The sequence below is a fragment of the Ilumatobacter sp. genome (assembly GCF_030065885.1).
In the GTDB taxonomy this organism is placed as follows: domain Bacteria; phylum Actinomycetota; class Acidimicrobiia; order Acidimicrobiales; family Ilumatobacteraceae; genus Ilumatobacter.
Genome location: NZ_JASJCS010000058.1, coordinates 13,250 through 34,231, shown reverse-complemented (window position 1 = coordinate 34,231; position 20,982 = coordinate 13,250). Strand labels below are relative to the sequence as shown.

Sequence of the window (20,982 nt, the reverse complement as noted above, 5' to 3'; positions counted from 1 at the left end):
CTTGATGCCGTCGATCGAGCCGATGTTGATGACCCGCGCCGGGTCGTCGGCGGTGGCGGCGGCCTCCAGGAGCGGCAGGAGTCGTTGCGTGAGGAAGAACACGCCCTTGACGTTGGTGTCCATCACCTTGTCCCAGCCCTTCTCGGGGAACTCCTCCAGTGGCGCGCCCCAGGAGACGCCGGCGTTGTTCACCAGGATGTCCAGCCGGTCCTCGCGCTCGCGCAGTGCAGCGGTCAGCGCGTCGATGCCGTCGAGGTTCGACAGATCGGCCGGGAGCGAGATGCACTCGCCGCCGTAGCGCCCCGCCAACCGCGCAGCGGTCGCGTCGCACGCGTCGACCTTCCGCGAGCTGATGTAGACGCGGGCGCCGTTGGCGAGGAACCCGGCGGCGATCATCTCGCCGATGCCGCGCGATCCGCCGGTGACCAGGGCGACCTTGCCGTCGATGGAGAACAGTTCGTCGATCTTCACGCCTGGATGATGGCCGAAACCGATGCGACGCGACGATGCCGGATCGCTAGCATCGCAGGCCCCATGTCCACGGACGTGACGGCCGACCCGTTCCCCGACCTCGACGACGAGCGCGCCCGCTTGGCGTTCGCGCGCGCGTGTCGCGACCGGATGATCGAGCGACTCGAGCACGTCGATCCGCAATCCGCCGCCGACGAGATCACCGCCGAGTACGTCGAGATGACCGTCTGGGAGGCACTCGACTCGCTGCGCTCACCCGGTGCGGGCGAGTTCTTCGGCCGGATCGACGAGGCGTCACCCGACGGTGGGCCCGGCGACCGGTGGTACATCGGCCGCCGGCACATCGAGGACGATCGGCACGACCCGGTGGTCGTCGACTGGCGGGCACCGATCTCGGCGCCGTTCTACCGTGCGACGGCCGTCGACCCGCTCGGCGTGTCGTTCCGCCGGCGCTTCACGCTGGCCGACGGCGAGCTGACGGCCTACCTCGACGAGCACCTCGACGACCCCGAGGCCGCCGACGTCGCCGCCGGCATCCCCGACCCGGTGCTCGCTGAGATCGGCGCAGCGAGGTCGGGCGCGATGCGCGAGATCGTCGCCACGATCCAGGCCGAGCAGGACGTCGTGATCCGGTCGGGCATCGATCAGGCGCTCATCGTGCAGGGTGGCCCCGGCACCGGCAAGACGGCGGTGGCGCTGCACCGGGCCGCGTACCTGCTCTTCGAGCACCGCGCCCGGTTGGCCCGCGATGGTGTGTTGGTCGTGGGGCCCAACCAGGCGTTCCTCGACTACATCGCCAATGTGCTTCCCTCGCTCGGCGAGCGCAGCGTGCGGCAGTGCACGGCGTTCGAGCTGTGCATCCCGCGCGTCGAGATCACCGGCACCGATGACGTCGAGCGGGCGCGATGGAAGGGTTCGCAAGCACGCCTCGGCGAGCTCGAGCAGCGCGCCCTCGACGCGATCCAGCCACCCGACGGCGACGTCAGGGTGCCGATCGGTGCGCGGACGCACCACTTCCAGCGATCGCAGATCGCCGAGTGGATCGACGCGGCCAAGCTCGGCGTCGTGCCGATCAACGAGCGCCGGGAACGCCTGCGCGTGCTCGCCCAGCGAGAGCTCCGACGCCGCTGCAACGGCGACGATCGCTGGTCCGAGGCCGGGCCGCTGAGGGCGGTGCTCAACAAGTGCTGGCCGACGCAGAAGCCGATCGCGCTCGTCGACCGCTACCTGCCGGGCGCACGTGGCAAGCGGCGGGCGTGGACGGTGGCCGACCAGTACCTCGTCGACGAGGCGAACACGCTGCTCAACGGCACGCCCTTCACCTACGGCCACATCGTCGTCGACGAGGCGCAGGATCACTCGGCTGTCGCGCTCCGCGTGATCGGCCGGCGTTCACCTGCCGGCTCGATCACGTTGGTGGGTGACGTGGCGCAGTCGACGACGCCCGCCGGTCAGGAACGCTGGTCGGATGTGTTCGCCCACCTTGGCGCCGCTGGTGAGGTCGCCGATCTCACGATCGGATATCGCGTCCCCGAACCGATCCTCCGGGTCGCCAACCGCCTGCTGCCCGAGACGGGTGTCGATGCCACGGCGAGCCAGTCGGTGCGCGGCGAGGGTGACCCGCCGTCATGGCACCACGTCGAACCGGCCGACCTCGCCGACGCCGTCGCACGCACGATCGCGCAGGTCAAGCACCGCCACCGGCTCACCGGGCTCGTCGCGCCGCCGTCGATGCACGACGACCTCGGGGCCGCGCTGTCGGGGCACGGATTCGTGGCGGTCGACCACCTCCACGAGCTGGGACACGACGACGTGCCGATGTTCGGGCCCGAGACGGTGAAGGGCCTCGAGTTCGACGGCGTCGTTGTCGTCAACCCGCACGCCATTCTCGACGGGACGCCCCGCGGAGCTCGCCTGCTCTACGTCGCGATGACGCGCGCGGTCCAGGAGCTGGCGTTCGTCACCGACGCACCGGCGCCGCCGCTCATCGCGGGAGCGCGAGCATCGGCCGACGGGCATCACGGGTAGAACGGCGATCGATCGCGCCGCTCGGCCTCGCAGGCGTCGAGCCCCTCGGGGGCGATCGCGCGCGCCTCTCGGACTGTGCCCGACCGGGACGCGTCGATCGAGATCTCGATCGCGGCCCACGCGGGATCGTCGCTGGCGAAGCACCGCCGCCAGAGCTCCTGGAAGAACGGCAGGAAGTTCGTCTCGAGCCCCCATCCGTCGTCGGCGAGCTGGTCGGTGGCGGCCTCCATCTCGTCGGCGAGACCGTCGAGCCGCACTGCGAACACGCCGTCGCTGCACGCCGGCTCGCGGAGCGCCAGGAAGGAACGACTCGGATCCGGCTCGCGCAGCGAGTCGAGCAGCGACCGCTGCTCGTCGATGATCCCCGAGCAGTCCGAAGACCGCTCTCGCGTGGTGATCACCACGGCGCCGGCGAACAGCGCAGCCAAGATGCCGATGATCAGGGCGCGCTTGACGCCGATCTTCACCAGGCCGCCCACCCAGCGCAGGCCGTCTCTGATGCTCTCGGCGGTCGTCGCCACGCCAGCCACCTCTCACGCGCGCTGTCAGGGTATCCACGAGCTGCCGAGGGATCGGGCGTGCGCGGCGGTGCGGCTCGGCCCGATCGACGGTCAGGTCGTCTCGCCGATCTCGCGGAGTGCATCACCGATCGCCACCCGCAGCCGTCGGGCGGCGGCGGGGGAGAGGTGGCACACCAGCCCTGCGCCAGGGCGGCCGACCTCCTCGACCGTGAGGACGACGCGTGCCTCGGCGTCGCCGTAGTCGTCGCTGATGGCGACCGCCCAGGACAGCGGGACGACGTCGTTCCCCATGCCGGGCGGGAGGTCGGAGTCGGAGGCGGGGAGGTCGTCGATCGAGCGGCGCACGACGAAGAGTCTGGCGCCGCCGTGACCTAAACCCGATGAATCTGATCAGATTTATCTTGATAGTGACCGGTGCCTTCGGTATCGTCGCCCCGAAACCCGACCTCTCCGATCGGATTTCACCTCATGCCAATGCCGACCCCCTCCGCCCAGTCCGTCACGATGCGCCCGAGCCATCCCCTGACCGGTGAGCTCGCCGAGCTCAACGACCGTTTCGAGACGTCGACGCCCGCCGAGATCGTCGGCTGGGCCGCTGCGACGTTCGGCCGACGGCTCGTCCTCGCAGCGTCGTTCGCCGACACGCTCATGATCGACATCGCGACCCGCGTCGACCCGGACATCGAGGTCGTCTTCCTCGACACCGGGTACCACTTCGCCGAGACCTTGCAGACCGTGCGGCAGGCGATGGACCGCTACGCGTTGCACCTGACCGTGATGCGGCCGGCCGCAGCGGCGGCCGACCTCTGGGCCGACGGCCCCGACGCCTGCTGCGCGGCGCGCAAGGTCACGGTGCTCGACAGCTATCTCGCCGGCCGTGCGGACGCCTGGCTGAGCGGCCTCCGACGCGCCGACCACCCGGGCCGCCTCACCGCACCGACGGTCTCGATCGACGCGAGGGGTCTCGTCAAGATCAACCCGATCGCCCACCTGGGCGACGACGAGGTCGCGCGGTACGTCGCCCAGCACGACGTCATCGTCAACCCGCTGAAGGACGCCGGCTTCGCGTCGATCGGATGCTGGCCGTGCACCGAACCCTCCGTCGAGCGCCGCGCGGGCCGGTGGTCGGGCACGGCGAAGACCGAATGCGGGCTACACCGATGAGCGCGCCCGCTCTGGTGGCGCCGTACCCCGTCGTGCTCGACCTGCGGGGCCGTCGCGCCCTGGTGGTCGGTGCCGGCCCGGTCGGTGCCCACAAGGCGCGTGGGCTCGTGCGGGCGGGTGCGCACGTCACGGTCGTCGCTCCCGAGGCCGTGCCCGAGATCGCCGAGGACCCCGACATCCGCTGGCACGCGCGCCCATACCGGCGTGGCGAGGTCGCCTCGTACCGCATCGCGATCACGGCCACCGACGCAGCCGCTGTCAACGCGCAGGTGGCACGCGACGGCGAGGCCGCCAACGTGCTGGTCAACTCGGCCGACGACCCCGCGAACTGCTCGTTCATCCTTCCTGCGGTCGTCGCCCGTGGCGACCTCCAGATCTCGATCTCGACCAACGGGCGCAGCCCCGCGATGGCGAAGTGGATCCGCCGCCAACTCGAGGCGGCCTTCACCGAGACCCATGCCCGGGTGCTCGATCTGCTGAGCGAGGTGCGCGACGAGGCACGCGACCAGCGCGGCACGACCGAGGTGCCGGGATGGGACGAAGCGCTGCACGACGGACTGTTCACGATGGTCGCGGGCGGTCACCTCGACGCCGCTCGCGACGAGGTCCGTCGCGCGCTCGGCCTGGAAGGAGCACCGCGATGACCGTTCACCTCGTCGGCGCAGGACCCGGCGACCCCGACCTGCTCACCATGCGCGCGGTGACCCTCCTGTCGCAGGCCGACGTCGTCGTGCACGACCGTCTCGTCGACGGTCGCGTGCTGGCCTCGACTGCGCCGTGGGCGGAGTTGATCGACGTCGGCAAGGTGCCGGGTTCGCGCCGGAACAGCCAGTCGGAGATCAACGGCCTGCTGGTCGACCGCGGTCGCCGGTTCGACACGGTCGTTCGGCTGAAGGGCGGCGACCCGTTCGTGTTCGGGCGTGGTGGCGAGGAGGCCGAAGCGCTCGTCGCCGCCGGCGTCCCGGTCGAGGTCGTGCCCGGCATCAGTTCGAGCGTCGCCGCGCCCGCTGCGGCCGGCATCCCGGTGACGATGCGCGGTGTGGCCAGCGGTGTCAGCATCGTGACCGCCCATCAGGACCCCGCGACCGACCGGGCCTTGGACTGGACGGCGCTCGCCGGCGCCGGCACCACGCTCGTGATCCTGATGGGAGCGGCCCGGGCGGCGTCGATCGCCGAGCGCCTCATCGCGGGCGGGATGCGACCCGACACACCGGCGGCGGTGATCACCGCGGCCACCTGCCCCGACCAGACGCTCGAGCGGACACGACTCGACCGGCTCGGGGCGAGGCGGCTGCGCAACCCGTCGACGATCGTGATCGGCGAGGTGGCCGGCCGCAACGTGCTCGCCGCACTCGAGGCGCTCGACGCGGTCGATTCGGTCGTCGGGTTCGACGCAACCGAGCCACCGCCGGACGCAGTCGCGCAAGGAGCACCGTCGTGACGATCCTGGACGACCGGCCCGAGATCGACGTCCTGCCGCGCCGCGAGTGGGATCGCGACCAGGTCGCCGACATCGCCAAGTTCCGCGAGCAACTCGACCGGTACCGCTCGGGTGAGCTCGCCGAGGACGTCTTCCGGGTGTTCCGGCTGACCAACGGGATCTACGGACAGCGCCAGGGCGGCACGAACCAGATGGTGCGTGTGAAGGTGCCGTACGGCTCGATGACGCCGGCGCAGCTCGAGATGATGGCCTACATCGCCGAGCGGTACAGCCGGGGGTGGGGCCACATCACGACCCGGCAGAACCTGCAGTTCCACTTCGTGCAGCTCGACGAGATCCCCGACGTGATGGAGCACCTCGCCTCGGTCGGTCTGACCAGCCGCGAGGCGTGCGGCGACACGGTGCGCAACATCCAGGGGTGCCACCTCGCGGGCGCGTGCCCCCAGGAGGTGCTCGACATCACCCACTGGGCCGAGGCCACCTACCGGCACTTCGTCCGCAACCCGCTCGGGCAGCGCCTGCCGCGCAAGTTCAAGATCAACTTCTCGGGCTGTGCGACGGACTGCGGGCAGGCGATGTTCAACGACGCGGGCGTCGTCGCCGTGACGCGCACCGGGGTCAACGGCGAGCTCGAACGCGGCTTCCGCGTGTACCTCGCCGGAGGGCTCGGTGCGACTCCGCATCCGGCACTCGCGCTCGAGGAGTTCACCCCGCGCGAGGAGCTGTTGCCGACGATCGAGGCGATCCTGCGGGTGTTCAACGAGGCCGGTAACCGCGACAACAAGCTGCGGGCCCGGATGAAGTGGCTCGTCGACACGCTCGGCTTCGACGAGGTGCGCCGTCGCGTGTTGGCCGCCAGGAAGTTCCTGCCGGCGTCGGCCGACTGGCCGGGCGGGATCCCCGGGGAGGTGATCGAGCGGGGCGACGAGCCGGCAGGCGTCGCCGGGGGAGCCGAGGTGACGGCCATCGGCCAGGGACGGGTGACCCCGGTGAGTCTGGGCGGCTTGTCGCCCTACGTCCGCTGGCACCACGCCAACGTGGTCCGCGGCGCCGCCAACGGGACGGTCTCCGCGTACGCGTGGGCCGAGCTCGGCGACATCACGGCAGCACAGTTCCGGGCGCTGGCCGCGCTCCAGCGCGAGCTCTGCGTCGGCCTCCGTCTCACCAACCGCCAGAACGTCGTCGTCAGGGATCTCACCGACGACCAGCTGCCGGAGCTCTACGAACGGCTCGCCGCGATCGGGATGGCCGAACCCGGTGCCGAACTGGCGCGCGACGTCGTCGCCTGCCCGGGCGCGGACACGTGCAACCTCGCGGTGACCCAGAGCCGCGGGTTGGCCAAGGCGATCGGTGAGCGGCTGGAGGAGGAGGGCCTCGCCGAGGTCGGCGGCATCCGGATCAACATCTCGGGTTGCACGAACTCGTGCGGCCAGCACCACGCAGCGGACATCGGCTTCTTCGGGGCCGAACGGCGTGCGCACGGCCGCTCCGCCCCGGGCTACCAGATGCTGCTCGGCGGGTACGTCGGCGATGAACGGATCCACTTCGGCGACAAGGCGCTCCGGTTGCCGGCGAGGAATGCCGCCGAGGCGGCCGTGCGGGTGATCCGCCGCTTCGCGGGGGAGCGCGGTGCGGGCGAGACGTTTCGCGCCTGGTTGGATCGGGCCGGCGGCGTCGGGTCGATCGCGCCGACGCTCGGCGACCTCGACGCCTTCCCGGCGTACGAGGACGACCCGAGCTACTACACGGACTTCGGGGAGACCGGTCCGTACGTGGCCGACGTCGGCGAGAGCGAGTGCGCCACCTGACGGCGACCGGGTCGACGGGCCGCCGATCGAGCGGCCGCGGCCCCGCCTAGAGTCCGACGGATGCGGCGGCGTCTCTCGGTGTTGGTCTCGCTGTGCCTCGCTGTCACGGCGTGCTCGTCGTCGGACGACGACGCCGCGACCGAGCCGCCCGCCACGACAACCGGCGGCGACGACGAGCAGGCGAACGTCGAGGGATCAGCGCAGGAGGACGACCCGGACACGCGTGGCGCCGCCGACGAGATCGACGACGCCATCGGGGCCGAGACGGTCGCCGTCGACGACACCCCGCCGGCGCGCCCCGTCGGCCCCGCACTGCCCGGCTTGCTCGACACGACCGACGAGCCCTTCCCGGCCGACGACGCCGTCCGAACCGGCACGCTCGACAACGGACTCCGGTACTACGTGCGCGCCAACGACAACCCCGGCGGCAAGGCCGAGCTGCGACTGGCGATCAAGGCGGGTTCGGTCAACGAGCTCGGGCCGACCACCGGGCTCGCGCACTTCGCCGAGCACATGCTCTTCAACGGCACCGAGGCGTTTCCCAAGAACGAGCTGATCGCCACATTGCGGAGCTTCGGTGCGTCGTTCGGCGCCGACGTCAACGCCTACACCTCGTTCGACGAGACGGTGTACCAGCTGAACGTGCCGAACGACCCGCAGACGCTCGAGCTGGGGTTGACGGTGCTCCAGCAGTGGTTGTCGTTCGCCACGATCGACCCCGAGCAGGTCGAGGCCGAGCGCGGCGTCGTCCAGGACGAGTGGCGGGTCAGGACCCAGACCACCCGCGGCCGGCTGTTCTCGATCGCCGAGCAGATGTACCTCGCGGACACCCCCTACGGCGGGCGGTCGCCGATCGGTACCGAGGAGTCGATCATGAGCATGTCGACCGAGGAGCTCCGCACGTTCTACGACGCGTGGTATCGACCCGACAACGCCGCCGTGATCGTCGTCGGCGAGATCGACGTCGGCGAGATCGTCGCCGACATCGAGCGCCTCTTCGGCCCGGCAGAGCCACGTTCGGAGGCCCTGCCCGATCGCCCCGACGTGTCGTACCCGCTCGACGACGAGCCGGCGTTCGCGCTCCACGCCGATCCCGACCAGCAGACCGTCGACGTCGAGGTCACGCTGCCGCTCCCGGCGATCGACGGCAACGGGACGGCCGCTCGCCGAGCCTCGACGATCGACCGCATCATCTACGACGCCCTGATCCGTCGGCTCGAGCAGGACATCGCCGCCGGGCGAGCGCCGTTCGACGAGATCGTCCGCGGTGGTAACAGTTTCGTGGCCACCCTCGACGCTCCGGCGCTGTTCGCGATCACCGACGCCGAACGGGCGACCGACGCGCTGCAGGCCTTGCTCGACGAGTACGAGCGCGCCGGGCGGTTCGGGTTCGGCGACGACGAGGTCGACGTCGCCAAGCAAGCCCTGCAGTCGGGCTACGACACCGAGTTCGACGGCCGCGACAGCACCCAGGACGCGGTGTACGCAGACGACTACGTCGCGCACTTCCTGCGCGGGCGGCCGTACCCGTCGGTCGCCGACGAGTACGAGGTCCTGACCGCCGAGCTGGCCGCCATCACGCCGCAGGCCGTCGACGAACGCTTCCGGGCCCGGTGGCTCAACACCTGGCCGCACGTCATCATCTCGGCGCCCGAGGCCGTCGCCGAGCAGATGCCCGGCCAGGCCGAGGTCCTCGAGGCGATCACCGCCCTCCCGGCCCGCGACATCGAGCCACGGGCCGCCGAGCGCGAGCTGCCCGATGCGCTGATGGCCCGACCCGATCCGGTCGCCCCCGAGTCGGTCGTCCAGCTCGTCGACGACCCCACGAGCTTCTTCGACCCGATCGAGGTCGCGTTCCCCAACGGCCTCGCGGTGCGGGTGACCACCAACGAGATCATCGAGGGCCAGGTGTTCTTCCAGGCGAGGAGCCCGGGCGGTTCGTCGCTCGTCGCCGACGACGACGTCGTCGACGCGCTCTACGCCCCCGACGTCGTCACCTCGGGAGGCGTCGCCGACTTCAACCAGGCCGAGCTCGCCGAGATCGTCGCCAGCGAGGACGTCGAGATCGGGGCGTGGATCACGCCGTACCTCGAGAACTTCTCGGGGCGTGCGGCCACGGCGGACCTCGAGGTGCTGTTCCAGCTCATCCACCTGTACATGACGCAGCCGCGATTCGACCCCGTGGCGCTGGGGCAGGTGCAGCGTCAGGAGCAACCCGTGATCGACGACCCGACGTCCGACCCGGCTCGCACGGCCGACGACGCCTACGTCGACACCCGCTACCCCGGCGAGCTCCGGTACGCCACGCTGCCCGAACCGGGCGAGTTCGCAACGCTCGACCTCGACGGCGTCGAACGTGTCTGGACCGATCGCTTCGGCGACGCCGACGGCTGGGTGTTCGCATTCGCCGGCGACGTCGACGTCGACGACGTGATCGAGCTCTCGAGCGCGTATCTGGCGACGGTGCCGAGCGACGGGCGCTCCGAGACGTGGCTCGACGTCGAGGACCCACCGCCGGCGACCGTCGTCGAGACCACCCGGCGTGCCGGTACCGGCGACACCGCGTCGGTCACGCTGCTGTTCACCAGCCCGATCGACGACGTCGACGGGCGCCTTCGGGCGACCAAGGACGTCGTCACCGAGGTGCTCGACGCACGACTGACCGACGTGATCCGCGAAGAGCTCGGTGAGACCTACTCGCCGCGAGCCGTCACCTACATCACGACGGACCCCGACCCGGTCATCGAGACGTTCGTGCGGGTCACCGGCGCACCCGACCGCGTCGAGGCGATCGCCGATCTCGTCACGGCGGAGTTCGCCCAGCTCGGCGCCGAGGGGCCGAGCGGGCAGGAGTTCACGAATGCCTTCGCGCAGGTCGAGGAGTCGTACAACTTAGTCAACAACGGTCAGTTCATCCGCGAGATGCTCGACGACGCCGTGGCGCCCCGGCTCGACCTCGACGACTACCTCACCGAGTTCTTCGAGCTCCAGGACGTGACGGCCGACGCCGTCCGCCGATACGTCGGTGAGCACATCTCGCCCGACGAGTACATCCAGGTCGTCGTGTTGCCGCGCTGACCTGGCGCGCCGGCGCCGTCGCCGAGGACGCCGACTCCGCCGTCAGAGCTCGACCGTGCCCGAGATGCAGCGAGCGACGTGGCCGCCGATCCAGACCGTGCCGTCCTCATCGGCGTCGACGTGGACCCGCCCGTCGCGGCCGAGCGCGGTGCCCTGTCGAGCGACGTACGACCGCACCGACGGATCGCGCGACATCAACCATTGTGCGACGGAGGCGTTGAGGCTGCCCGTCACCGGATCCTCGGCAGCCCCGCTCGGGCCGGGGAAGAACGCCCGCACCTCCACGTCGTGGTCGTGTTCCGGACCGGCGCGGCCGACGATGCCCAGGTCGAACGGGTCGCCCGCGAAGTCGGGCTCGACCGCCAGCACGGCGTCGGCGTCGGCCAGCTCGGCCGCGACCCAGCCCGGGCCGTTGTCTGCCCACGCTGCGTCGATCACGCCGGTCCCGAGCACGCTCTCGATCCGCGCCCGCAGCTCGTCGTCGACGGGGCCGGACCGGAGCAGCGGTGGGGCGGCGAACGCGAGCCGATCGCCCTCCCGCCTCAGCCGGACGAGGCCGACCCCGCACTCCTGCACGATCAGGTCGCCGGCCGGGCGCCCGCCTCGCCCCAGCCACACCGAGCAGGTCCCGAGCGTCGGATGCCCGGCGAACGGCAGCTCGGCCGTCGGTGTGAAGATCCTCACCCGGTAGTCGGCCGCCGGGTCGGTGGGCGGCACGAGGAACGTCGTCTCCGACAGGTTGGTCCAGTTGGCGAACCGCTGCATCTCGTCCGTGCCGAGCCCCTCACCGTCGATGACGACCGCCAGCGGGTTCCCCCGGTACGGCACTGACGTGAACACGTCGACCTGCTCGAAACGTCGCTGCACGCCGACAACCTGTCACATCGACCGGGGCGGGCGCTGATCGGATCAGCGCATGTTCTTGGTGGCCACGTCGCGCTGGCTCACCTCGACGAGCTCACCGGCCCGCACCTCGTAGGAGACGACGTGCTCGACGGAGTGGCCGCCCGACCGAGCGCGTCCGCTGACCACGTCGAGCTCGGTGCCGTCGACCAGTGGCAACAGTGCGATGGCGCGGAAGCCGTCCTCGACGCCCGGCGAGGAACGCTTGTCCTCGCGCAGCAGCAGACCCGAGTCCCAGACCCAGACGTCGTCGACGCTGACGAACCTGCAGCGATGGCTGGTCCGCGATCTCGACACCAGGCCGCCCGGGCAGACGATCACGGTGCCCTCGACCCACGGCAGCACCCCGAGGCCGTCCCGCCCGAACCCGATCTCGAACGCGCGGGCGATGATCGCATCGTGGTCGCCACCGTCGATCGCCCGCTCGATCTGCGCCTGGCGCACCGCCTCGGCGAGGTTGTGGAGCTCGTCCGTGGACATCGAACGGACCGATTGCATGATCTGCTCAGGGCTCGGCACGCCCACAGGATGCTGGCTACAGTCCGAAACGCAACGCTTCGACCGAACGTCATCCAGATCTGGGGGTCTGCCATGAGAACACGAGCCGCCGTCCTGCGCGATTACAACACGCCGTGGAGCGTCGAGGAGATCGAGCTCGACCCGCCCAAGCGCGGCGAGGTGCTCGTCAAGATGGTGGCCTCGGGGATGTGCCACTCGGACGAACACGCCTACGACGGCCACATCGCCGGGCTCGTGCCACCTCCGCCGATGATCGGCGGTCACGAGGGTGCCGGCATCGTGCAGGAGGTCGGCGAAGGAGTCGACTGGCTCGAGCCGGGCGACCACGTGGTCTTCGGCTTCATCCCGGCGTGCGGTCGGTGCCCGTCCTGTGCCGACGGGCACTCCAACCTCTGCGACCTGCTCGCGACCTTCACCGAAGGAACCCAGGCCCTCGACGCGACGCACCGTCACCACACGCTCGACGGCAAGGATCTCGGCCTGATGTGCCTGATCGGCACGTTCGCCGAGCACACGGTGGTCAACGAGGCGAGTTGCATCAAGGTCGACAAGGACTGGCCGCTCGACAAGGGGTGCCTCCTCGGCTGCGGCGTCGTCACCGGCTGGGGGTCGGCCGTGTACACCGCCGAGGTCGAGCCCGGCGACTACGTCGCCGTGGTCGGTTGCGGCGGCATCGGGTCCAACGCGATCCAGGGCGCCAAGATGGCGGGCGCCCGCGTGATCGCCGCGATCGATCCGGTCGAGTTCAAGCGCGAGAAGGCGATGGAGTTCGGTGCGACGCACACGTTCGCCTCGATGGAGGAGGCGCAGGCGGCGCTCGGCGATGTCACCTGGGATCGCGGCTACGACAAGGTGATCATGACGATGGGCACCGGCGACGGCGACTCGCTCGGCGAGGGGTTCAACCTCGGCGGCAAGCGGGCCAAGATCGTCGTGACCAACCTGCACTCGACGACCGAGGGCAGCATCTCGGTGCCCGCGATCATGCTCACGATGATGGAGAAGCAGCTCCGCGGCTCGCTCTTCGGCTCGGCGAACATCCGCAAGGACATCCCGCGGCTGTTCGAGCTCTACCTCGCGGGCCAGCTCAACCTCGACGACCTGGTCACCAAGACCTACACGCTCGACGAGATCAACGACGGCTACGAGGCGATGCGGAACGGCGAGAACATCCGCGGCGTGATCGTCTACGACTGATTCCGATCGGGCTGGGCCGACCGGCGAAGCCGGCTCGGCTGCGCCTGCCGTGCTCGCTGCCTCCGCAACGGCGCTTCAGGCGTCGCGGCTTCGGCGCTCGCCCACCTCCGCGGTGCGGCGCGGTCGACTAATTCCGATCGGGCGGGGCCGACCGGCGAAGCCGGCTCGGCTGCGCCTGCCGTGCTCGCTGCCTCCGCTTCGCTCGCCTGCGCTCGTTCGGCGTGATGCGGTCGACCGGTGGGGTGGGCGGGACGGGGCGAAATCGGCCGGGCCGGATCGGCGGGGGGCTCGGCGAGCCGGTACGGTCGCCGGCGTGAACCCCCACGACATCGTCGATCGGCTCGCTTCGTCCGTCGTGGGGCGGCGCCGCGAGATCGACCTGGTCGTCGCCGCGTTGGCCGCAGACCGCCACGTGCTGCTCGAGGGCCCGCCGGGGACGGGGAAGTCCACGCTGCTGCGGTCGCTTGCACACGAGCTGGGCATCGGGTTCGAGTTCGTCGAGGGCAACGCCGAACTGACGCCGGCGAGGCTCGTCGGTCACTTCGACCCGGCGCGCGTGCTCGCCGAGGGCTACGAAGCCGACGTGTTCGTCGACGGTCCGCTCGTCGCTGCGCTCCGCCAGGGGTCGTTGCTGTACATCGAGGAGCTCAACCGGGTCCCCGAGGAGACGCTCAACGTGCTGGTGACCGTGATGAGCGAGCACGAGATCACGGTGCCTCGCCTCGGGCGCGTGCCGGCGGCGCCCGGATTCCGTCTCGTCGCCGCCATGAACCCGTTCGACGCGGTCGGCACCGCTCGGATCTCGTCGGCGATCTACGACCGTGTCTGCCGGCTCGCCGTCGACTACCAGGACGCCGACGACGAGGTCGCGATCACCACCCGTCACCGGGTCGACGTGCCGTCGGCATGGCGAGAGCAGGTCGTCGAACTCGTCCGTCGGACGCGCGATCACCCCGATGTCCGCATCGGCTCCTCGGTGCGAGGAGCGATCGACATGTGCGCGGTCGCCTCCTCGCTCGCCGATGTCCGCAAGGTCGACGTGACCGATCTGGCGGTCTCGCTCGACGCCGCGCTGGTTGCGCTGTCGGGTCGGATCCGTGTGCGCGAGGGTTCGACCCGCGACCCCGAGTCGATCATCACCGAGCTGTGGCGGCAGGTGTTCGAGTCGCCCGTCGAGGAGCCCCAAGCGGGAAAAGCGATCGCCCCGACGGGGGCGGCGACGGGCCGGTAGACCCACCGCCGACCGCCACCGGCGCCGATGCCGACGCAGCGATCGACGAGGCTCGCAGGCGAACGATCTCGCGACGCGAGATGGCCGGCTCAGCGGCGTTCGAGGAGGTGTCTCCCGACGTCGGCGAGCTCGACGCCGCTGCGCTGGAGGAGCTGCTCGACGAGTCCCCCGACGAGGCGCTGGCGCTCCTCGCCGACCTGACCCGGGCGACCGATGCCCGTCTGCGCGAGCTGGCCAAGGCGATCGCCGCGAGGCTGTTCGTCGATCTCGCGCGCATCGAGCCCCCCGAATCCCGCGGCATCGGCCGGCTCGTCTCGCGGCCGTACGAACCGGACAGCGGCGACATCGACCTCGATCGGAGTCTCGACCCGCTCGTGCAGGCGCGCGCCGCGGGTCGCCTCGTCGATTCGGATGAGCTCGTCGTCCGCGCGTGGGGGAAGCCACGCGTCGCCTGGTGCCTCCTGGTCGATCGGAGCGGGTCGATGCAGGGTGAGCCGCTGGCGACCGCCGCGCTGGCCGCCGCTGCCGTGGCGGTTCGGGCCGGCGACCAGTACGCCACGCTCTCGTTCGGTCGCGACGTCATCGCAGCGAAGGCGATGTGGGAGACGCGCTCGACCGACGATGTGATCGATCGGGTCCTCGCCCTCCGCGGACACGGCACCACCGATGTCGCTCAGGCGTTGCGGGCGGCCGGTGAGCAGCTGCGGTGGGCGTCGGCCGAGCGGCGGGTCACGATCCTGCTGTCCGACTGCCGGGCGACCGAACCGGGCGATGTCGTGGCGGCAGCTGGCGAGCTCACCGAGTTGGTGATCGTGGCTCCTGCGGGCGACAGCGTCGAGGCCGAGGCGCTCGCCGGTGCGGTCGGCGCCCGCGTCACGACCGTCGAGGGGCCGTCGACGGTCGTCGCGGCACTGAGTCGTGTGCTCGACCGCGGCTGATCACGTGCACGAGAGGTCGCGGCCCGGCGCGACGCCGACGACGTTCTCCTCGGCCTCGACCGTCGGCAGCGTGGTGGGCACCGGTGCATCGGAGGCGTCGTCCTCCGGTGGGTCGACCGTGTCCAGCACGACGTCGACGTCGTCGGGGTCGACCTCGACCACTTGCTCGGGCGCCGACGCCAGCGTCGCCTCGCCCCGGAACACGGCGAGGATCGCCTGCATGTTGTCGCCACCGAGCCGTGGGCTCTCGACCTCCTGGCCGCTGATCGTCTGCGAGGACGACTCGATGCGATAGGTCGTGATCTCGGCCGGGTCGAGCGACCGCAACGTGTTGGCGAACTCGAGCAACCGTCGCAGCGTCAGGCCGGTGTCGGTCACGACGTACTCACGGTTCGTCTCGATCAGCGCCGTGGCCAGCGACGGCGAGTACAGCCCGTCGTCGATCGCATCGGCCACGACGCGGCGAAGGAAGTCCTGCTGCCGCGCGATCCGCCCGAAGTCGGACGTCCCATCCGAGATCCAGCGCCCGCTCCCCGGTGGGTCCTCGTACTGGTACTTGCGGGACCGTACGTACGCGAGCGCCTCACCGCCGTCGAGCGTGATGCAGCCGGCGTCCGGGACGAACAGGCCCGACGCTTTGTCGCGGGCCGGGAACTCGAACGGCACGGTGACGCCCCCGACGGCGTCGACCAGCCGCCGGAACGCGCAGAAGTCGATCTGCACGTAGTGATCGACCGGGATGCCGAAGTTGAGGAAGATCGTGTCGATCAGGCGGCTCGGGTCGTCGCGGCGGTACGCGCTGTTGATGCGCGCCTTGCGGCCACCGGCGATGTCGACGTAGAGGTCGCGGGGGAGGGAGAGCACGGCCAGCTGGTCGCTCTCGGGGTTGGCCCGCCAGATCATGATCGTGTCGCTGCGCTCGCCGATGTCGCTGCGGTCCTCGAGGACGATCGCGTTGCCGTTCTCGTCGCAGTCGCCGTTGTCGGCACCGACGATCAGGAAGTTCGCGGCCTCGGGCTCGGCGAGCGCGATGGTGGTCGTGGTCGCGCCGGGGCCGGCCGCCGGCAGGGTGGTCGTCGTGGCACCGGGCACGAGCACCTGCACCGTGCCGCCGCTGGCGTCGTGGTCGGTCGTCGGCTCGTCGAGCTCGACGAGCTGGCGCTGCGACAGCACCCATTGGCCGGCCGCCAACGCGCCGGCGGCTGCGAAGCACGCAATCGACGTCACGATGACGGTCAGCAGCGTGAGACGCTGTGGCCAGGTTCGACGCTGCTTCGTGGTGGCCATGGGCGCCGGTCAGCGTAGTGGCCGTCCGCACGCGAGCTACAGCACGGCTGTGCGCCGCCTGGAGCGTGACGGTCCGGGCACGACGACGTCCGCCGGATGGCGCAGCGAGCGGGTCGATGTCGTGTGAGCCGAGAGCGCGACGTACCTGGTGCCGGACCGTGCTCGGAGCCGCCTCAGCGCGTCGTGGCGGGCCCGGCACCAGGGCGCTCTGCCTGGTGGCGTGTGGCGCCGGCCGAGCGCGTGGCGGTCATTGGAGCACGACCACCTTGGTGCCGATCCCGGCCCAGTTCCACATGTACAGGGCGTCGCTCGGGGCCTGGCGGACGCAGCCGGCTGAACGCGCCGTGCCGAGCTGGCTGAGCGACTGCAGCTTCCGGCCGGTGCGCGTGTCCGTCGGGATCTCGTGGAAGCCGATGTTGTCGCCGCCGGGGCCCTTGGTGAAGCGGACCATGTATCGCCAGCAGATGTGCGGGTTCTTGATGTTGCACGTGTGCTTCGAGCGTGAGAACACGCTGTAGGTGCCCGGGAGCGGCTGGTTCCAGGTCAGCCGGCCTGACACCAGATGGCTCTTCGACACGGTGCCGTCGGCCTCGACGGTCCACACCCGCTGCTGCGACTTGGAGTAGACGACCCGGCGGCCGGTGCCGCTGCCGGGTGGCAGCTCCCAACCGGGTGGGAGCGTGGTGGTCGTGGTAGGCGGCGGCGGTTGCGTGTCGGTGACCTGCACCTGGCTGCCGCGGGTCGGTGTGATCCGCGTCGGTGGTGCCGGTAGCTCGACAACGAGCGGCAGCGGTGTCGTGGTGGTGGTCGTCGTGGACGTGGTCGTCGTCGTGGACGTGGTCGACGTGGTGGTGGTCGTCGTGGGAGCAGGTGGTGCGCTGGTCTCGGGCGCCGTCGGGGCCGGTTCGCTCGTCGGCGGAGCGGTCTCGGGCACGCTCGAACCGGGCCCACTCGAGGGCGGCGGCGTGCCAGCGCCGACCACCGACGCGCTGGTCGCGATCAACGCGACGCCGATCGCCGCCGGGAAGATGAACCGACCCAACCTCGGAACCATGGGTGGCGAGGCTACCGGTCCTGGCAGTCCAGGTCGAGGGCTGAGCGGCTGTATCGACCGTTCACGTTGTGTCACGTTGTGTCTGACACAACGTGAACGAAGGGCGCGCGACCAGGCGATTCAGCGGGCGGCGTGATGTCGCCGAACGGTCAGCCGAGGTTGGCGAGCGCCGTCTCGGCCGCGGCCAGGTCGGCTTCGGCCGCGGCGAGCAGGGCTCGCGTGTCGGCGATGACGTCGGGTTTGGCGTTGTCGAGGAAGCCGGGGTTGCCGAGGCGACCCTTGAACCCGCCGATCTGCTTGGTCTTGCCGTCGATGATCTTCTGGAGGCGCGCCCGTTCCTGATCGAGGTCGACGTCGTCGACCAAGCCCGACAGCAGCACCTCGGCGCCCTCGAACGTGAGGGGGTTGACCACGGCGGGCCGGTCGTCGCCCAGCCCGTGGACCTCGCCGATGCCGGCGAGCACCTCGATCGCACCGTCGGTGGTGGTGAACAGGTCGAGCACCTGCTGCGGCGCGTGGATCACGATCTGGCGGCGCGGGGCGACGTTCTGGCTGCCGCGCAGGGCCCGGATCGAGCCGATCAGGGCGTCGGCGCGGTCGAACACGGCGACGACGTCGCGGTCGTGCAACGCGGCATCGACCGCCGGCCAGTCGGCACCGGCGAGGAGCTCCGCGCCCGGCAGCTCGAGGCCCGCCACCTCGCCGCACCGGGCTGCTGCGACGTGGGGCCAGAGCGCTTCGGTGACGAACGGCATCACCGGGTGCATGAGCCGCAACACGGCGTCGAGGACCGCAGCGAGCACGACCTGCTGCTCGGCATCGTCGTCGATCGTGGGCTTGACCATCTCGAGGTAGCGGTCGCAGACGTCGTTCCAGACGAACGTGTAGAGCGTGTCGGCGTACACGTTGAACTGGTAGCGGTCGAGCGCGTCCTCGAGCCGGCCGACGGCGTCGACCAGGCGTGCGAGGATCCAACGATCGGCGAACCGTCGCCCGGCGTCGGCGAGGACGGGTCGCTCGACGGCGGTCGATGCGTCGATCCGGCGGAGCGCGAACCGAGTCGCGTTCCACAGCTTGTTGGCGAAGTTGCGGCCGAGGTCGAACTTCGACGACGTGTTGCGGGCGAGCGGCATCTCGTCGGTCGGCTCGGCCGTGCCGGTGGCCACGCCGTAGGCGCTGACCATTCGCTTGGAGGGGTCGGCCGGGGAGGTCTGGATGGGGGCGGGCACCGACTTCCCGGCCGGCGTGGTGACGAACTCGGGCTCGAACATCTGGCCGCTGTGCGGGTCGACGATGTCGACCGGCATGCGCACGTCCTGGGTGTCGGTGGTCATCTGCATGAGCGTGAACCGGAGCGCGTCGGCACCATGCGTGTGGATGACGTCGCGCGGGTCGAGACCGTTGCCGAGGCTCTTCGACATCGGTTGGCCGTGCCCGTCCTGGATGATCGCATGGATGAAGACGTCGCGGTACGGGAGCCGACCGTCCAGGAAGTAGCGCTCGAACATCACCATCCGGCTGACCCAGAGCGTGATGATCTCGCGGCCGGTCGACAGCACGGACGTCGGGTTGAACGACTCGAGGAGGCCGACGGTCTCGGGGTAGTCCTCGGGCCACGGCCAGCCCATCGTCGAGATCGGCCAGAGCGCGCTGGAGAACCACGTGTCGAGCACGTCGGGGTCCCGGGTGAAGCCGTCGGCCTCGAGCGCGGCGACCATCGCGTCCTCGTCCATCGACGTGTCACTGCGATCGAGCCTGCCGAGCGTGGGCTGGGGCGGCACGCAGACCGCCTCCTCGACCTCGTGCTCGGTGATCCGACGGGCGAGGTGGGCCGCCCCGGCGGCGACCCACGCCGAGCTGACGGGCACGGCGGCATCGATCCCGGCGTCGGCGACCTCGGCGGGCGCCTCGCCGATGTCGACGATGCGCACCCACACCGGGATCTGGTGGCCCCACCACAGCTGGCGGCTGACGCACCAGTCGCGGATGCCCTCGTGCCAGGCGTGGTACGTGCGGGCGTACCGCTCGGGGATGATGCGCATCCCGCCGTCGCCCTTGCGATCGGTTCGAGGTGGGACACCCGCCGGCAGCGGTGGCGCCTGGTCGGGGTCCTGGGCGCGGAGTGCCGAGCCGCGCAGCCGGTCGTCGGTGACGGCGACGTACCACTGGTCGCTCAGCCACGGCTCGATCGGCACGTGGCTGCGGTACGAGTGACCGACCGAGTGCTGATACTCACGGACCTCTTCCAAGAGACCGTGCTGCTCGAACCACTCGACGATGGCGGCGCGAGCGGCCTCGCGTGACATTCCGAGGAGTGGACGGGCCTCGTCGCTGACGTCGTCCCAGCCGTACTCGTCGGAGATGGACGCGTCGGGACCGAGCACGTTGACCACGGGAAGATCGTGGCGGAGGCCGATGTCCCAGTCGTTCGTGTCGTGGGCCGGGGTGACCTTCAGGAAGCCCGACGCGTAGCGCGCCTTGGCGTCGGAGCTCTCGGGGTCGGCCATCACGACGTAGTCGTCGGCGATGATGGGGATGACCCGACCGACGATCGGGAGCACGACGCGCGACCCGAGCAGGGAGTCGGCCCTCGGGTCCTGCGGGTTGATCGCGACGGCGGTGTCGCCGAGCATCGTCTCGGGCCGTGTGGTGGCGACGGTCACGTGCCCCGAGCCGTCCTCGAGCGGGTACTGCAGATACCACATGTGGCCGTCGACGTCTTCCATCTCGACCTCGTCGTCGGCCAGGGCGGTGCGGGTCGCAGGGTCCCAGTTGACGAGGCGCTTGCCGCGGTAGACGAGCCCGTCGCGGAACAGCGTGAAGAACGCGTGGCGGACCGCCGTGGCGCACATCTCGTCCATGGTGAAGCGGGTGCGATCGAAGTCGCACGAGGCGCCCATCGCGACGAGCTGGTCGATGATGACCTGCTCGTACTCGTCCTTCCACTCCTGGGTCTTCGCGACGAACGCGTCGCGGCCCATCTCGAGCCGCTTGACGCCCTCGGCCAGGAGCCGCTTCTCGACGACGGTCTGGGTGGCGATGCCGGCGTGGTCGGTGCCCGGCAACCACAGCGTCTCGTCGCCGCACATGCGGTGGTAGCGGATGAGGACGTCTTGCAGGGTGTTGTTGAGCGCGTGCCCGAGGTGGAGCGCGGCCGTGACGTTCGGGGGCGGGATGACGATCGAGTAGGTGCCGCGATCGTCGGCGACCGGCTCGGCGTGGAACACGTCGGACGCGGCCCAGCGGGCCTTCACGTCCGGCTCGGCGTCGGCGGGGACGTAGGCCTTGGGCAGCTCGGTGAGTCGATCGTCGGTGGTGCTCATTCGGCGGCCCAGGGTAGTG

17 protein-coding genes are annotated in these 20,982 nt (G+C 70.6%); 9 read left to right on the top strand and 8 right to left on the bottom strand.

What is annotated here, in order from left to right; genetic code table 11:
* Positions 1-471 (bottom strand): SDR family NAD(P)-dependent oxidoreductase (locus tag QNJ12_RS13275; protein ID WP_300623166.1); only part of this gene is annotated, 471 nt, incomplete at its 3' end.
* 63 nt (positions 472-534) lie between these two features.
* Here QNJ12_RS13275 and QNJ12_RS13270 point away from each other — a divergent pair.
* The gene (locus QNJ12_RS13270; protein ID WP_300623164.1) at positions 535-2,499 is read left to right on the top strand and encodes an AAA family ATPase; all 1,965 of its coding nucleotides are present in this window, start codon (positions 535-537) and stop codon (positions 2,497-2,499) included.
* Here the strand turns inward: QNJ12_RS13270 and QNJ12_RS13265 are convergent.
* On the bottom strand, positions 2,490-3,020 hold the full coding sequence (locus tag QNJ12_RS13265) for a hypothetical protein (protein WP_300623162.1): 531 nt from the start codon (positions 3,018-3,020) through the stop codon (positions 2,490-2,492). The two genes, QNJ12_RS13270 and QNJ12_RS13265, sit on opposite strands and share 10 nt — an antisense overlap.
* Before the next feature lie 90 nt (positions 3,021-3,110).
* Positions 3,111-3,365 carry a hypothetical protein gene (locus tag QNJ12_RS13260; protein WP_300623160.1) on the bottom strand — a complete coding sequence of 85 codons (255 nt, stop codon included), beginning with the start codon at positions 3,363-3,365 and terminating at the stop codon, positions 3,111-3,113.
* Between the two features lie 123 nt (positions 3,366-3,488).
* Between QNJ12_RS13260 and QNJ12_RS13255 the strand changes: the two genes are divergently transcribed.
* From QNJ12_RS13255 to QNJ12_RS13235, 5 genes are read left to right on the top strand one after another with little or no spacing between them, the layout of a single operon-like run.
* A complete protein-coding gene (locus QNJ12_RS13255; protein ID WP_300623158.1) occupies positions 3,489-4,184 on the top strand; it encodes a phosphoadenylyl-sulfate reductase in 696 nt (231 codons plus the stop codon).
* Positions 4,181-4,828, top strand: coding sequence for a bifunctional precorrin-2 dehydrogenase/sirohydrochlorin ferrochelatase (locus QNJ12_RS13250; protein WP_300623156.1), 648 nt, complete (start codon positions 4,181-4,183; stop codon positions 4,826-4,828). The genes QNJ12_RS13255 and QNJ12_RS13250 overlap by 4 nt, the downstream gene beginning before the upstream one ends.
* Positions 4,825-5,625, top strand: coding sequence for a uroporphyrinogen-III C-methyltransferase (cobA, locus tag QNJ12_RS13245; protein ID WP_300623154.1), 801 nt, complete (start codon positions 4,825-4,827; stop codon positions 5,623-5,625). Before QNJ12_RS13250 ends, cobA begins: the two co-directional genes overlap by 4 nt.
* On the top strand, positions 5,622-7,433 hold the full coding sequence (locus tag QNJ12_RS13240; protein ID WP_300623153.1) for a nitrite/sulfite reductase: 1,812 nt from the start codon (positions 5,622-5,624) through the stop codon (positions 7,431-7,433). Before cobA ends, QNJ12_RS13240 begins: the two co-directional genes overlap by 4 nt.
* Positions 7,434-7,493: 60 nt before the next feature.
* Entirely contained in the window at positions 7,494-10,511 is a 3,018-nt protein-coding gene (locus QNJ12_RS13235; RefSeq protein WP_300623152.1) for a pitrilysin family protein, read from the top strand.
* Between the two features lie 42 nt (positions 10,512-10,553).
* Here QNJ12_RS13235 and QNJ12_RS13230 read toward each other — a convergent pair whose 3' ends face one another.
* Together QNJ12_RS13230 and QNJ12_RS13225 are read right to left on the bottom strand one after the other, a co-directional pair.
* On the bottom strand, positions 10,554-11,378 hold the full coding sequence (locus QNJ12_RS13230) for a PhzF family phenazine biosynthesis protein (protein WP_300623150.1): 825 nt from the start codon (positions 11,376-11,378) through the stop codon (positions 10,554-10,556).
* A 42-nt stretch (positions 11,379-11,420) separates the two neighbouring features.
* Positions 11,421-11,933 carry a hypothetical protein gene (locus QNJ12_RS13225; protein WP_300623148.1) on the bottom strand — a complete coding sequence of 171 codons (513 nt, stop codon included), beginning with the start codon at positions 11,931-11,933 and terminating at the stop codon, positions 11,421-11,423.
* Positions 11,934-12,005: 72 nt separating this feature from the next.
* On the opposite strand from QNJ12_RS13225, the gene QNJ12_RS13220 reads away from it, so the two are divergent.
* The 3 genes from QNJ12_RS13220 (at position 12,006) to QNJ12_RS13210 (ending at position 15,299) form a co-directional block, all read left to right on the top strand.
* Complete coding sequence (locus QNJ12_RS13220; protein ID WP_300623147.1) at positions 12,006-13,130, top strand: NDMA-dependent alcohol dehydrogenase; 1,125 nt, start codon at positions 12,006-12,008, stop codon at positions 13,128-13,130.
* A gap of 313 nt (positions 13,131-13,443) precedes the next feature.
* A complete protein-coding gene (locus QNJ12_RS13215; protein WP_300623145.1) occupies positions 13,444-14,361 on the top strand; it encodes a MoxR family ATPase in 918 nt (305 codons plus the stop codon).
* A gap of 80 nt (positions 14,362-14,441) precedes the next feature.
* Complete coding sequence (locus QNJ12_RS13210; protein ID WP_300623143.1) at positions 14,442-15,299, top strand: vWA domain-containing protein; 858 nt, start codon at positions 14,442-14,444, stop codon at positions 15,297-15,299.
* On the opposite strand, the gene QNJ12_RS13205 is transcribed toward QNJ12_RS13210, so the two are convergent.
* From QNJ12_RS13205 to QNJ12_RS13195, 3 genes are all read right to left on the bottom strand, one after another.
* Positions 15,300-16,586 carry an LCP family protein gene (locus QNJ12_RS13205; RefSeq protein WP_300623141.1) on the bottom strand — a complete coding sequence of 429 codons (1,287 nt, stop codon included), beginning with the start codon at positions 16,584-16,586 and terminating at the stop codon, positions 15,300-15,302.
* Between the two features lie 247 nt (positions 16,587-16,833).
* Positions 16,834-17,640, bottom strand: a complete 807-nt coding sequence (locus tag QNJ12_RS13200; RefSeq protein WP_300623139.1) for a L,D-transpeptidase — start codon at positions 17,638-17,640, stop codon at positions 16,834-16,836.
* Positions 17,641-17,789: 149 nt separating this feature from the next.
* Entirely contained in the window at positions 17,790-20,963 is a 3,174-nt protein-coding gene (locus QNJ12_RS13195) for a valine--tRNA ligase (RefSeq protein WP_300623138.1), read from the bottom strand.
* Positions 20,964-20,982 lie beyond the last annotated feature (19 nt).